At 69.4% G+C, this 11,910-nt stretch carries 11 protein-coding genes; 8 read left to right on the top strand and 3 right to left on the bottom strand.

The window, feature by feature from the left end:
* Positions 1 to 190 precede the first annotated feature (190 nt).
* Positions 191 to 1,402, bottom strand: coding sequence for an NO-inducible flavohemoprotein (gene hmpA / locus Q3A80_RS18215; RefSeq protein ID WP_446330315.1), 1,212 nt, complete (start codon positions 1,400 to 1,402; stop codon positions 191 to 193).
* 500 nt (positions 1,403 to 1,902) lie between these two features.
* Between hmpA and Q3A80_RS18210 the strand changes: the two genes are divergently transcribed.
* From Q3A80_RS18210 to Q3A80_RS18190, 5 genes are all read left to right on the top strand, one after another.
* On the top strand, positions 1,903 to 2,613 hold the full coding sequence (locus Q3A80_RS18210) for an MgtC/SapB family protein (RefSeq protein WP_446330314.1): 711 nt from the start codon (positions 1,903 to 1,905) through the stop codon (positions 2,611 to 2,613).
* Between the two features lie 69 nt (positions 2,614 to 2,682).
* Positions 2,683 to 3,108 carry a CBS domain-containing protein gene (locus tag Q3A80_RS18205; RefSeq protein ID WP_446330313.1) on the top strand — a complete coding sequence of 142 codons (426 nt, stop codon included), beginning with the start codon at positions 2,683 to 2,685 and terminating at the stop codon, positions 3,106 to 3,108.
* A 27-nt stretch (positions 3,109 to 3,135) separates the two neighbouring features.
* Positions 3,136 to 3,429 (top strand): DUF2934 domain-containing protein, encoded by a 294-nt coding sequence (locus Q3A80_RS18200; RefSeq protein ID WP_446330312.1) that lies wholly within the window; start codon positions 3,136 to 3,138, stop codon positions 3,427 to 3,429.
* A gap of 74 nt (positions 3,430 to 3,503) precedes the next feature.
* Entirely contained in the window at positions 3,504 to 3,668 is a 165-nt protein-coding gene (locus Q3A80_RS18195) for a zinc ribbon-containing protein (RefSeq protein WP_446330311.1), read from the top strand.
* Positions 3,669 to 3,840: 172 nt separating this feature from the next.
* Positions 3,841 to 6,603 (top strand): ATP-dependent Clp protease ATP-binding subunit, encoded by a 2,763-nt coding sequence (locus Q3A80_RS18190; protein ID WP_446330310.1) that lies wholly within the window; start codon positions 3,841 to 3,843, stop codon positions 6,601 to 6,603.
* 51 nt (positions 6,604 to 6,654) lie between these two features.
* Here the strand turns inward: Q3A80_RS18190 and Q3A80_RS18185 are convergent, their stop codons facing one another.
* Entirely contained in the window at positions 6,655 to 6,795 is a 141-nt protein-coding gene (locus Q3A80_RS18185) for a hypothetical protein (protein ID WP_446330309.1), read from the bottom strand.
* A gap of 76 nt (positions 6,796 to 6,871) precedes the next feature.
* A complete protein-coding gene (locus tag Q3A80_RS18180; RefSeq protein ID WP_446330308.1) occupies positions 6,872 to 9,103 on the bottom strand; it encodes an ATP-binding protein in 2,232 nt (743 codons plus the stop codon).
* Positions 9,104 to 9,418: 315 nt separating this feature from the next.
* Between Q3A80_RS18180 and Q3A80_RS18175 the strand changes: the two genes are divergently transcribed.
* The 3 genes from Q3A80_RS18175 (at position 9,419) to Q3A80_RS18165 (ending at position 11,883) form a co-directional block, all read left to right on the top strand.
* Positions 9,419 to 9,697 carry a hypothetical protein gene (locus Q3A80_RS18175; RefSeq protein WP_446330307.1) on the top strand — a complete coding sequence of 93 codons (279 nt, stop codon included), beginning with the start codon at positions 9,419 to 9,421 and terminating at the stop codon, positions 9,695 to 9,697.
* 78 nt (positions 9,698 to 9,775) lie between these two features.
* Positions 9,776 to 10,780 (top strand): SDR family oxidoreductase, encoded by a 1,005-nt coding sequence (locus tag Q3A80_RS18170; RefSeq protein ID WP_446330306.1) that lies wholly within the window; start codon positions 9,776 to 9,778, stop codon positions 10,778 to 10,780.
* A 173-nt stretch (positions 10,781 to 10,953) separates the two neighbouring features.
* On the top strand, positions 10,954 to 11,883 hold the full coding sequence (locus Q3A80_RS18165; RefSeq protein ID WP_446330305.1) for a TauD/TfdA dioxygenase family protein: 930 nt from the start codon (positions 10,954 to 10,956) through the stop codon (positions 11,881 to 11,883).
* The last annotated feature ends 27 nt before the right edge of the window (positions 11,884 to 11,910 follow it).

Genomic DNA, 11,910 nt, shown 5'->3' with positions numbered 1-11,910 from the left:
AGGGGTGTCCGGCACGTGCCGAGCATGCGCACGTGCACGCCCGGGCGCTCCGCCCGGCAGCCGACGCGCACCGCGATACCTGGGGCGGCGGTTGACGGCGGTCATCACCCGGCGGCGATCGGTACGTCGCTCGCGTCGCCGCCTGCGGACACGTATCGCACGCCGCCGGGCGACGCGGAGCGCGCGTCGGTCATTCGGCAAACAGGTCCGGCCCGAACACCTCGTAATGAATCCGCGTCTCGTGGATGCCGAGATTCTTCAGCGCGTCGTGCTGGATCCGCATGAACGGCACCGGGCCGCAGATGTAGTAATCGGCGTCGGGCAGCAGAATGGCGCCCTTGATCGCGTTCACGTCGACGAGGCCCTTCATGTCGTAATCCGCGCCTTCTACGTCCTGCGGCAGCGGATCGTCGTAGAACACGAGGAGATTGAAGTTCGCATACGTGTTCGCGGTTTCGCGCAGCCGGTCGCGCATCGCATGTACGCCGCTGTTGCGCGCGCCGTGCACGAACACGACCTGCCGCTGCGGATCCTGGATCGCGCGCTTCAGCATGCTGATCATCGGCGTCAGCCCGACGCCGCCGCTGATCAGCACGATCGGCGTCTTCGCATGGACGTCGATGTGGAAGTTGCCGTACGGCGCGGCCACCCGGATCTGGTCGCCCACGTTCACATGATCGTGCAGCAGGCACGACACGTAGCCCGGCGGGTAGTTGCCGCCGCTTTCGCGCTTCACCGAGATCCGGTACGTGCGCCCGTTCGGCATGTCGGACAGGCTGTACTGGCGGATCTGCTGCAGCCCGAGGTCGGGCACGTCGACCGCGACGCTGATGTACTGGCCCGGTTCGAAGTTCGCGACCGGCTTGCCGTCGGCCGGCTCGAGGATGAACGACGTGATCACGCTGCTTTCGGGCCGCTTCTCGCGCACGACGAAGGTGCGCCAGCCGGTCCAGCCGCCGAGTCGCTCGGACGACTGTTCGTACAGGCTGCTTTCCATCCCCATCAGCACGTCGGCGAGATTGCCGTACGCCTGCGCCCACGCGGAGATGATGTCGTCGGTGGCCGCGTCGCCGAGCGTGTCCTTGATCGCGGCGAGCAGGTGCTCGCCGACGATCGGATAGTGCTCGGGCCGCACGCCGAGGCTCGCGTGCTTGTTCGCGATGTTCTTCAGTACCGCGGCGAGGCTGCTCGGGTCCTCGATGTTCTCCGCATACGCATAGACGGCACGCGCGAGCGCCTGCTGCTGCTGGCCCTGTTCCTGGTGCGCCATGTTGAAGACGTTCTTCAGTTCGGGATGCGCATCGAACAGCTTCGTATAGAAGCATTTGATGATGTCGTAGCCGTGTTGCGCGAGGACGGGGGCCGTGGCCTTGACGATATCTTTGGTTTTCTGCGTGAGCATGGTCGAACTCCTTCGTGACGGGGACGCCGGATGCGGCGCGCGCCGCGCGACGGGCGGGGCCGCGCGGGTGCGCCAATGGTGCGGGATGCCGGTGCAGGATTCGAACCCGTGCGGCGCACCGTGCCGACGCTCCATTGTCCGCGGCCCGAACAGGCGGTCAACGCGCGCACTGCGCACCGCGCACCGGCCGCGCGTTCGCAGCGATCCGCGGCCGCCGTCACGACAGCAAATAATGCTGCTGGCCGATGACGCTCCCGTGCGCGAGGTCGTACATGCGCGACCCGCATCGCGAAAACGGGCGACGCAACGGCGTAGCGAGCCGCGTCCGCGCGACTGCGACCTTTCTACAATCCGTGCGGCCACCGCTACACGGTGCCGCCAGTCCCGGCACGGGTGCCGCGCACCGCATGCGCGGAGCAGGCCCGAACCTTGCGTCGCGCAGCATCGTCCGCGGCCTTGCCGCGATGCATCGCGCATGGCGATTTGCATGGGAGGCGCATATGGAGCCGATGCCGCTCATCCTTCAGTGGCACGAGGTTGTCATCCGGATCGTGCTGGCGCTGGTTGCCGGCGGGCTCGTCGGCCTGGATCGCAGCGAGTCCGGCAAGACGGCCGGGCTGCGCACGACGATTCTCGTCTGTCTTGCTGCGTGCCTGGCGATGCTGCAGGTCAACGCGCTGCTGCTGCAGGCCGGCAAGCCGGAGGGCGGATTCGCCCAGCTCGACCTGATGCGGTTGCCGCTCGGCATCCTGACCGGCATGGGCTTCATCGGCGGCGGCGCGATCCTGCATCGCGACGGGCTGGTGTCGGGCGTGACCACGGCCGCGACGCTGTGGTTCGTGACGGTCATCGGGTTGTCCATCGGCGGCGGCCAGCTGCTGCTCGGCGGCCTCGGGCTGGTGCTCGCGCTGCTGGTCGTCTGGCCGCTGCGGTACGTCGAGCAACGCTTGCGGCGCACGCGGAATGCGCTGATCACGGTCGAGTATCCGCGCGGCTCGGCGGTGCGCGAACAGCTGGCCGACACGCTGCGCGACGCAGGTTTCACGTGCCGCACGCGCGGTTTTCGCGAAACGGCCGCGCTCGCGCTGCACGAGGAAGAACTGTTCGTGCAATGGCGCGAAGCCGCCACCGCCGACGCGATGCTGAAGCAGCTGATGCGGATCGTCGAAACGGCCGGGCTGACGTCGGTGCGCTGCTCGGCGGAGAACTGACGGCGCGTCCGCGGAACGCGCGATGCTCGTGCAGCAGGCCGCCCCCGGCGGCTTATCCAGGAGCGAAACATGACATGTGTATCTGAAGTGATGACACGCGACGCTGCAACCATCGCGCCGACGCAGAGCCTGCGCGAAGCGGCGAAGCTGATGGACGAACTGAACGTCGGTTCGCTGCCCGTATGCGACGGCACGCGGCTCATCGGCATGCTGACGGACCGCGATATCGTCGTGCGTGCGGTGTCGATGGGCGTGCGGCCCGACGAGCCGGTCGAGGGCGTGGTCAGCGGACCGGCGAACTGGTGTTACGAGGACGACGACATCTCGGCGGTGCAGAAGAAGATGGAAGACGCGCAGATCCGCCGCGTGCCGGTGGTCGACCGCGAGAAACGGCTCGTGGGCATCGTCGCGCTCGGCGATCTGGCCACGTCGGCCGACGGCGGTATCTCGTCGACGCTCGGCGCGGTGTCGGCGCCGTCGCGCCCGGACCGGTAATCGCCGCGAGCGGATAAGGAGAACGACATGAACGAAGACAGGGAAACGCAGATCAGGGAGCGCGCGTACCGGCTGTGGCAGGCAGACGGTTCGCCGGAAGGCCGTGCCGACGAATACTGGCGGCAGGCCGAGCAGCAGCTCGATGCCGAGGGCGGCAGCGCGGCCGGTGGCGCGACCGGTAGCGCGGAGGACAGCGACGAGCCGGCGGCGGATTTGCCGATCGAACAGTCCGCGAAGCGGCGCATCCTGGGCGAGCCGCTTCAGGACACGGACGCGATACCGCCGAGCGAGATTGCGCACGAAAAGCGCCGCACGCGGTGAATCGCAGCGGCGGATGAATGCGCGACGCGCCCGGGCGACGCGTGCCGGCCGGCAAGCCGGCAAGGAGGATCGAGATGACCGCGCATGCAGGCGAAAAGGCGGAAAAGACCGGCGATTTCCGCTGCGACAAATGCCACCGGTCGACACACGTACAAGCGGGCCATCCGATTCCGAAGTGCCCGCATTGCGGCAACGATACGTACGGCGAGCGCGTGCGCGAACCGGGCAACAAGCACTAGCTTCACGTGCGTCACGTTTCGCGCGCATGGCGATGCCGCCCCGAGCGTGTGGGGCGGCATCGTGCCGGCTGCGCGTCGGGCCGCATGCCGGTGCGGGCGGGATGCGCCGCGGTCGAGCAGGCACGCGCACTGCGGCGCGTTGCGTTCCTGTCACTCGCGAACCGACACGATCATGGCAAGACTGGCCTGTGAAATCTGCGGCGTGCGCCCGGCGACGATCCGGCTCGAGATGCTGCAGAACGGGCGCCGCCGCGCGCTCGACGTATGCGACTACCACTATGCGCAACTGACCCGCCATCAGCGCGCGTTCTCGCCGCTCGAATCGCTGTTCGGGCTCGGCACCGCGCGCAGCGACGCGCCGCCGGCCGGCGGCGTGCCGTGGCCCGACGCGTCGGCCGTCGAGAGCGCCGAGCACGCGGGCATCGTGCAGTTCTTCAGCGATCTCGCGCGCGACCTGCTGCAGCGTTCGGCCGAACGTGCGGCGCGCGCGGGCCGCCACGAAGTCGATACCGAACACCTGCTGTACGAGCTGGCGGACAACCCGACCGTCGCGGAATTGCTCGCCGGGTTCGGCGTCGACGCGGCCGGGCTGCGCAGCCGGATCGACGCGCAGCTGCCGCACGCGGAAGGCACGCCGGCGTACACGTCGCCCGACATCTCCGTGTCGCCGCGGCTGAAAGGCGCGCTCGAACGCGCGTTCATCGCGTCCCGCCAGCTCGGCCACCGTTACGTCGGGCCCGAGCACCTGCTGATCGGCCTCGCCGAAGTGCCGGACAGCTTCGCCGGACAACTGCTCGTGCGCGCCGGCGTCGACGCCGATGCGCTGCGCCGGCGCACGATCGCGGCCGTGGGCGCGCGGCCGCGCCAGGACGGCGCGGCGCAACCGTCGCGCACGCCGCAGCTCGACCGCTACAGCCGCGACCTCACCGCGCTTGCCCGCGAAGGGCGGCTCGATCCGGTGATCGGCCGCTCGGGCGAGATCGAGACGATGGTCGAGGTGCTCGCGCGGCGGCGCAAGAACAATCCGGTGCTGATCGGCGAGCCGGGCGTCGGCAAGACGGCGGTCGTCGAAGGGCTCGCGCAGCGGATCGTCAGCGGCGACGTGCCCGAATCGTTGCGCGCGAAACGGCTCGTCGAATTCAACGTGAACGCGGTCGTCGCCGGCGCGAAGTATCGCGGCGAATTCGAGGAGCGCACGAAGCAGCTCGTCGATGAAATCACCGCGAACCGCGATTCGGTCGTGCTGTTCGTCGACGAGATCCACACGATCGTCGGGGCGGGCCAGGGCGGCGGCGAGGGCGGCCTCGACATCGCGAACGTGTTCAAGCCGGCGATGGCGCGCGGCGAACTGAACCTGATCGGCGCGACGACGCTCGCCGAATACCAGAAGTACATCGAGAAGGACGCGGCGCTCGAGCGGCGCTTCCAGCCGGTGTTCGTCGCCGAGCCGAGCGTCGCGCAGAGCATCAACATCCTGCGCGGGCTGCGCGACGGCCTCGAGGCGCACCATCGCGTGACGATCGCCGACGACGCGATCGTCGCGGCCGCCGAACTGTCGGACCGCTACGTGACCGGCCGCTTCCTGCCCGACAAGGCGATCGACCTGATCGACCAGGCGGCCGCGCGCGTGAACCTGCAGTCGACGTCGCGCCCGTCCGGCATCCTCGAGCTCGAATCGGAGCTCGCGCAGCTGCGCCGCGAACAGGACTATGCGGCGTCGCGCCGGCAATTCGATCGCGCGCATGCGCTCGGCGAGGAGATGGCTGCGAAGGAGCGCGCGCTGCACGACACCACCGACGCATGGAAACAGCGGATCGGCAGCAGCACGTCGCTGGTCGACGCGTCGATCGTCGCCGAGATCGTCGCGAAGCTGACCGGCATCCCGGTCGCGCAGCTCACCGCCGAGGAGAAGGCGCGCCTGCTGAACATGGAGGCGCGTCTGGGCGAGCGCGTGATCGGCCAGGACGAAGCGGTGAAGGCCGTCAGCGATGCGGTGCGCCGCGCGCGTGCGGGCCTGCAGGCGCGCCGCCGGCCGACGGCCGTGTTCCTGTTCCTCGGGCCGACCGGCGTCGGCAAGACCGAGCTCGCGAAGGCGCTGGCCGAAGTCGTGTTCGGCGACGAGGAAGCGATCGTGCGGATCGACATGAGCGAGTACATGGAGCGCCACGCGGTCGCGCGGCTGATCGGCTCGCCGCCGGGCTACGTCGGCTACGAGGAGGGCGGCCAGCTGACCGAACGTGTGCGCAGGCGGCCGTACAGCGTGATCCTGCTCGACGAGATCGAGAAGGCGCACCCGGACGTGTACAACGTGCTGCTGCAGGTGTTCGACGACGGCCGGCTGACCGACGGCAAGGGGCGCGTGGTCGACTTCAGCAATACGCTGATCATCGCGACGAGCAACCTCGCGGCGGACGTCATCGCCGGCCAGGCGCGTGCCGCGCCCGGCTTCACGAGCAGCACCGCGAGCGCGACGGTCGAATCCGGCGTGATGAACGTGCTGCGCCAGCATTTCCGGCCCGAGTTCCTGAACCGGATCGACGACATCATCCTGTTCAAGGCGCTCGGCCGTGAAGAAACCGCGCGCATCGTGCGGCTGCAGCTCGATGCGGTGCGGCGGCTGGCGGGCAGCCAGGACGTCGACCTGGTGTTCGACGAATCGGTGGTCGAGTATCTCGCGCGCGAAGGGTACCGCCCCGAGTTCGGCGCGCGCGAACTGCGGCGGCAGATCCGTCAGTCGATCGAGAACGAGCTCGCGAAGGCGATGCTCGACGGGAAGGTCGCCGAAGGGATGCGCGTGCTGTGCCGGTTCGATCCGGTCGAGCGGCGCGTGCAATTCGAGCCGCAAGTGCCCGCGCTCGCTTCCCCCGCGTCGAATGCTGCAACGGCAGCCGGCGGCGGCGGGACCGCCCGCGCGGCGGATTCGAAAGAAGCGTGAACGAAGCGCGCGGCCCCCGCGACGGTGGCGCGCGCGACGACTGCAACCGGGCTATCCGTCCTCGCCGACTTCGGTCGGATCGGGCAGGTCGGGCAGGTGTTCGCGCTCCGGGGTCTGCGGGATGTCCGGCGTGTCCGGCTGGTCGTCCGCGTCCGGGTTCGGCGTCGGGTTGGTCGTATTCGTCGGGCTCATGGGCATGCTCCTCGGTGTCGAAAGGGCGCCGGCGCACGGCCGGCATACCGCTTTTCGAGCATCGCGCGTGCCGCGCTCAGCGTCCGGCTTCCGCGCCCGCGCCGTCGTGCGCATCGCCGGTGGGCGCCGGCCGGCTCATCGCGAGATGCAGCGCGGCCGGATCGACCGGCTTCACGAAGTGCTGCAGGAACCCGGTCGCGAGACAGCGTTCGCGATCCGCGCTGCGGCCGTAACCGGTCAGCGCGAGAAACATGCACGGCGTGACTTCGTTGATCGCCTTCAGCCGCCGCAGCAGTTCGTACCCGTCCATCACCGGCAGCCCGATATCGAGGATCGCGACGTCGGGGCGATATGCGCGGTAGGCGGCCAGCGCGGTCACGGGATCGTGCACGACCGCAACGTCGTGACCGGCGTCGCGCAGCCATTGCGCGAGCGTCGACGCGGCATCCTCGTTGTCGTCGACCAGCATCACGCGCCGGCCGGTGCCCGGTGCCATGTCGCGGATGCCGGGCGGCGTCTGCGGCGCGGCGACCGCGACCGGTTTCGGCCGGTACTCGGGCAGCGCGATCGTGAACGTGCTGCCGCAGCCGGGTCCGGCGCTGTCCGCGCGCACCGTGCCGCCGTGCAGGTTCACCAGGCTGCGCACGAGCGCGAGGCCGATGCCGAGGCCGCCGTGCGCCTGCTTCGCTTCGCCGTCGATCCGGTAGAACGGCTCGAAGATGCTGTCGAGGCGATCGGGCGGGATGCCCGCACCGTTGTCGCAGACTTCGATGAGCGCCGTGCCGTCCGCGCCGCGCGTCGCGCGCACCGTGATGTCGCCGCCGGGCGTCGTGTATTTCGCCGCGTTGGTCAGCAGATTCGCGACGACCTGCGACAACCGCACCGGGTCGCCATGGCAGCGCGCGTCCGGGTCGGTATCGACGTGCAGCCGATGACGGCGCTGCTCGAGCAGCGGGCTTGCGACCTCGACCGCACGGTCGACGATGTCCGCGAGCCGCACGGCTTCCTTCTTCAGCGTGATCTTGCCGCGCGTGATGCGCGACACGTCGAGCAGGTCGTCGATCAGCCGGACCATGTGATCGAGCTGCCGCTGGATGATCGCGATCTCGTTCGGCGTCGCCTGTCCATCGCGGTTGCGGATCAGCTCCAGCGCGAGCGAGATCGGCGTGAGCGGATTGCGCAGCTCGTGGCCGAGCACCGCGAGAAACTGGTCCTTCGCCTGGTTCGCGTCGCGCAATTCGCCGAGCAGCCGGTCGCGCTCGGTGTTCGCGGCGACGAGCTTTTCGCGCGCGGCGACGTGCTCGGTCACCTCGACCGCGCTGACGATCACGCCGAGCCCGTCCGTGAGCGGCTGCGGATTGAAATGCAGCCGGTACACGCGCGCGCTGTCGGCGCGGTCTGCGCCGTCCGGTCCGGGCCGGTCGCGGTGCTCGCCGATCGTCGTCGAGCGGCCGTGCACGCGGGCGGCCTCGAGCGCCCGCAGGATCGCCGGCGTATCGCCGCCGGGCAGCACCGACGTCAACGGCTGGTCGACGATGTCGGTGCGGCCGCACAGCGCGGAGAAGCGATGATTCGCGAGCACGATCCGGTGCGCCGGGCCCGACAACAGCGCGATCGGCAACGGCGCGTGCATCAGCACGCCGTTGCGCTGCTGCTCGGCGGCCTCGCGGCGGCGGATTTCGTCGGTCAGCGCGCGCGAACGCTGCTGCGACAGCGCGAGTGTCAGGTGCAGTTCGTTTTCGTCGCTGCGCAGCGACGCGGCAGGCAGGATGCGGCGGTGCAGCGCACACACATGGCGAAACATCTCCGACTGTTCGGCGCTCGGAAACGCATCGTGCGGATAGCCGCAGTACAGCGAGAAGCGATACCGCTCGATCAATTCGTTCCACAGCGCTTCGAGCCGCAGCGCGCCGGCGTAGCGGTCCTGCGCGCACAGCAGCGCGACCATTTCGCCGAATGCGTGCACGGGCCGCCCGGCGCGGACCGCCGTTTCGACGATCGTGCCGATCGACCGGTGAAAGCGCACGGGGTCGGGCAGGTCGCGGTCCATGAAACTGTCGAGCAGCGTCTGCGCGCTCGACATGAAGATGCGGCTGCGGGCCGCGTCGTCGATCGACGCGCCCAGGTGTTCGTGCACTGCCGCAAGCCGGTCGGGCCGCGCGATCACGATCGCGCTGCCGCCCGCGCACAGCGCATCGGTCGCGAACGACGCGACCTCCGACACGAGCTGCTCGCCGGACTCGTAGAACTGCACGAAGTGATCGGCCCGGAGCGGCGCCGATTCCAGCAGGGGAGAGGCAGGTTTCATAGGGCTCACGACCATACGGTGCCGCCGGCGGCCGTCGAGTCGGGGCCACCGCCATATCCGGGCCGAGAGCAGCAAGTACCGTGCCGCGTTCGTTGGTCGCCGTGGCGGCCTTGTGGCGCGGGCCCGGCGGACGCTGGCGGTGCCGGTTGGCGCCGAATTTGTAAATTCTGCAGCGGATTGGTCGGATGGGGGCATGTTCGCCGCGCGCCACCGACGGCATGTCGCTTGCTGGAATCCGGGTTCGCCGCGGCCGCTTCGACGCGCGTCGCGCCCGCCTTCAGCCACGCAGCCAAACCGCAGCGCAGGGAGTTCACCATGACGAAAACCCGTCAACCGAAGCACACCGCACCGCACGTCGAGCCGCGGGAATCCGCCGATTCGCCTGAGCGGCGCGGCCCGGTACCGGGCGAGCCGCCCGGGCACCCGGGTCACGCGCCGGGCGGCGGCGAACTCGATTCGATTCCGGACGACCAGGCGCGCAAGGTCGTGCCCGACGATCCGCGCCAGACCGAGGCGCGCGATCCGGCCGGTAGACCGTGGCCCGACGGGCATGACGCGCCCGACGATTCGGGCAACCGGCCGCGGCCGCTTTAGCCGCGTGCCGGCCGTTCGTCTTCATCCGTACGCGTAGAACCGGGCATCGCCGGGTTCACGCACGCACTGGAGCCTTTCATGTCGTCAGACGAAGTATCCGAATCCCGCCGCAAGTGGATGCAGGGCACGACGGCGAGCCTCGTCGCCGGCGTGGCGATTCCGGCGGTCGCCCAAGGCGGCGGCGTATCCGATGCCGCCGACACCGCACCGCACGATCCGCGCACGCTGTATCCGCACGCGCCGTTTCCCGAGCAGCACCAGCCGTGGCCGGGTCTCGCGGGCCGCATGACGCCGCGTCCCGATCACGGCGAGCGCAGCTACCGCGGCAGCGGCCGTCTCGACGGCCGCAAGGCGCTCGTCACCGGCGGCGATTCCGGCATCGGCCGCGCGGCCGCGATCGCGTTCGCGCGCGAGGGCGCGGACGTCGCAATCGCCTATCTGCCGGACGAGGAACCCGACGCGCGCGAAGTCGTGCAATACATTCGCAGCGCGGGCCGCAAGGCCGTGCCGCTGCCGGTCGACATCCGCACCGAAGGCGCGTGCAACGGGCTCGTCGAGCACGCGGTCGCGGGCCTGGGCGGACTTGACATCCTCGTGAACAACGCGGCGCGCCAGCACAGCCACGATTCGATTCTCGACATCAGCACCGAGGATTTCGACTGGACGCTGCGCACCAACCTGTACGCGCTGTTCTGGATCACGCGCGCGGCGATTCCGCACATGCCGCCCGGCTCCGCGATCGTCAACACGACGTCGGTGAATGCGTACGAGCCGTCCGTGAACCTGCTCGACTACGCGATGACGAAGGCCGCGATCGCGAACTTCACGAAGGGGCTCGCGAAGCAGATGATCCAGCGCGGCATTCGCGTGAACGGCGTCGCGCCCGGGCCGTTCTGGACGCCGTTGCAGGTGAGCGGCGGCCAGACCGAAAAGAACGTCGAGACGTTCGGCCAGCAGGTGCCGATGGGGCGGCCCGGACAGCCGGCCGAACTCGCTTGGATCTACGTCGAGCTGGCGTCGTCGCGGGCGAGTTACGTGACCGGACAGATCTACGGCGCGTCGGGCGGCGGCGGGCAGCCTTAGCGCGACGCGCGCGGGCGACTGGCGTCACGGACCGCGAACGGCCTGTCCGGCGGGCCCGCCGCCCGAGCAGCGATCTTTATCGCTGCAGCAGATAAACGTATCGGAATCGCTTCGTTGACGCCGTCCGGCGCGCGCTCGTAGATTCGCATCTTTACCGAATCAGGGGCTGTACCGTGACGACTCCCGCCATCCACGCCGCTGCATCGGCGTCCGCCGGCCATCGGCCCGCGCTGCTGCCGGAACCCGGCGCGCAACGGTTCGACATCGTCCCGTTCGATGCGCCGCTCGGCGCCGAGGTCGTCGGACTCGATCTGTCGCAGCCGCTCGATGCGGCCGGTTTCGCGTGCATCCATCGCGCGCATCTCGACCATCACGTGCTGGTGTTCCGCGACCAGCGCATCACGCCGGAACAGCACATCGCGTTCAGCCGCCGCTTCGGGCCGCTGCAGATCCACGTGCTGCACCAGTTCGCGCTCGCCGGGCATCCGGAAGTGCTGATCGTGTCGAACATCGTCGAGAACGGCAAGCCGATCGGGCTTGGCGATGCCGGCCATTTCTGGCATTCCGACCTGTCGTACAAGGAAAAGCCGAGCCTCGGCTCGCTGCTGCATGCGCAGGAGCTGCCGGCCGAAGGCGGCGACACGCTGTTCGCGAACATGCATCTCGCCTGGGACACGCTGCCCGCGCACCTGCGCCGTGCGGTCGAAGGGCGGCGCGCCGAACATACGTACCTCGCGCGCTATGCGGAGCTGCAGGCGCGCAGCCCGTGGCGGCCGAACCTGTCGGCCGAGCAGATCGCGCAGGTGGACGCGGTCGTGCATCCGGTCGTGCGCACGCATCCGGAAACGGGCCGCAAGGCGCTGTTCGTGAGCGAGCATTTCACGACGCGCATCGTCGACCTGCCCGACGACGAAAGCCGCGCGCTGCTCGACGAACTGTTCGCGCACAGCGTGCGCGCTGAGCACCTGTATCGCCATCGGTGGCGCGAGCACGATCTCGTGTTCTGGGACAACCGCTCGCTGATGCATCTCGCGGCCGGCACGCCCGACCACCTGCGCCGCAAGTTGTACCGCACGACGATCGAAGGCGACGCGCCGTTCTGAGCGTCACCACGTCCTCGTTCCGCAGAC

Source organism: Burkholderia sp. SR8, from assembly GCF_052851275.1.
This window is presented reverse-complemented; position numbering and strand designations above follow the sequence as displayed.

Coding starts and splice junctions, on each gene's coding strand:
- Q3A80_RS18170 (WP_446330306.1), top strand. CDS start 9,776: ATGTCGTCAGACGAAGTATCCGAATCCCGCCGCAAGTGGATGCAGGGC.
- Q3A80_RS18190 (WP_446330310.1), top strand. CDS start 3,841: ATGGCAAGACTGGCCTGTGAAATCTGCGGCGTGCGCCCGGCGACGATC.
- Q3A80_RS18210 (WP_446330314.1), top strand. CDS start 1,903: ATGGAGCCGATGCCGCTCATCCTTCAGTGGCACGAGGTTGTCATCCGG.
- Q3A80_RS18175 (WP_446330307.1), top strand. CDS start 9,419: ATGACGAAAACCCGTCAACCGAAGCACACCGCACCGCACGTCGAGCCG.
- Q3A80_RS18200 (WP_446330312.1), top strand. CDS start 3,136: ATGAACGAAGACAGGGAAACGCAGATCAGGGAGCGCGCGTACCGGCTG.
- Q3A80_RS18180 (WP_446330308.1), bottom strand. CDS start 9,103: ATGAAACCTGCCTCTCCCCTGCTGGAATCGGCGCCGCTCCGGGCCGAT.
- Q3A80_RS18205 (WP_446330313.1), top strand. CDS start 2,683: ATGACATGTGTATCTGAAGTGATGACACGCGACGCTGCAACCATCGCG.
- Q3A80_RS18185 (WP_446330309.1), bottom strand. CDS start 6,795: ATGAGCCCGACGAATACGACCAACCCGACGCCGAACCCGGACGCGGAC.
- hmpA (WP_446330315.1), bottom strand. CDS start 1,402: ATGCTCACGCAGAAAACCAAAGATATCGTCAAGGCCACGGCCCCCGTC.
- Q3A80_RS18195 (WP_446330311.1), top strand. CDS start 3,504: ATGACCGCGCATGCAGGCGAAAAGGCGGAAAAGACCGGCGATTTCCGC.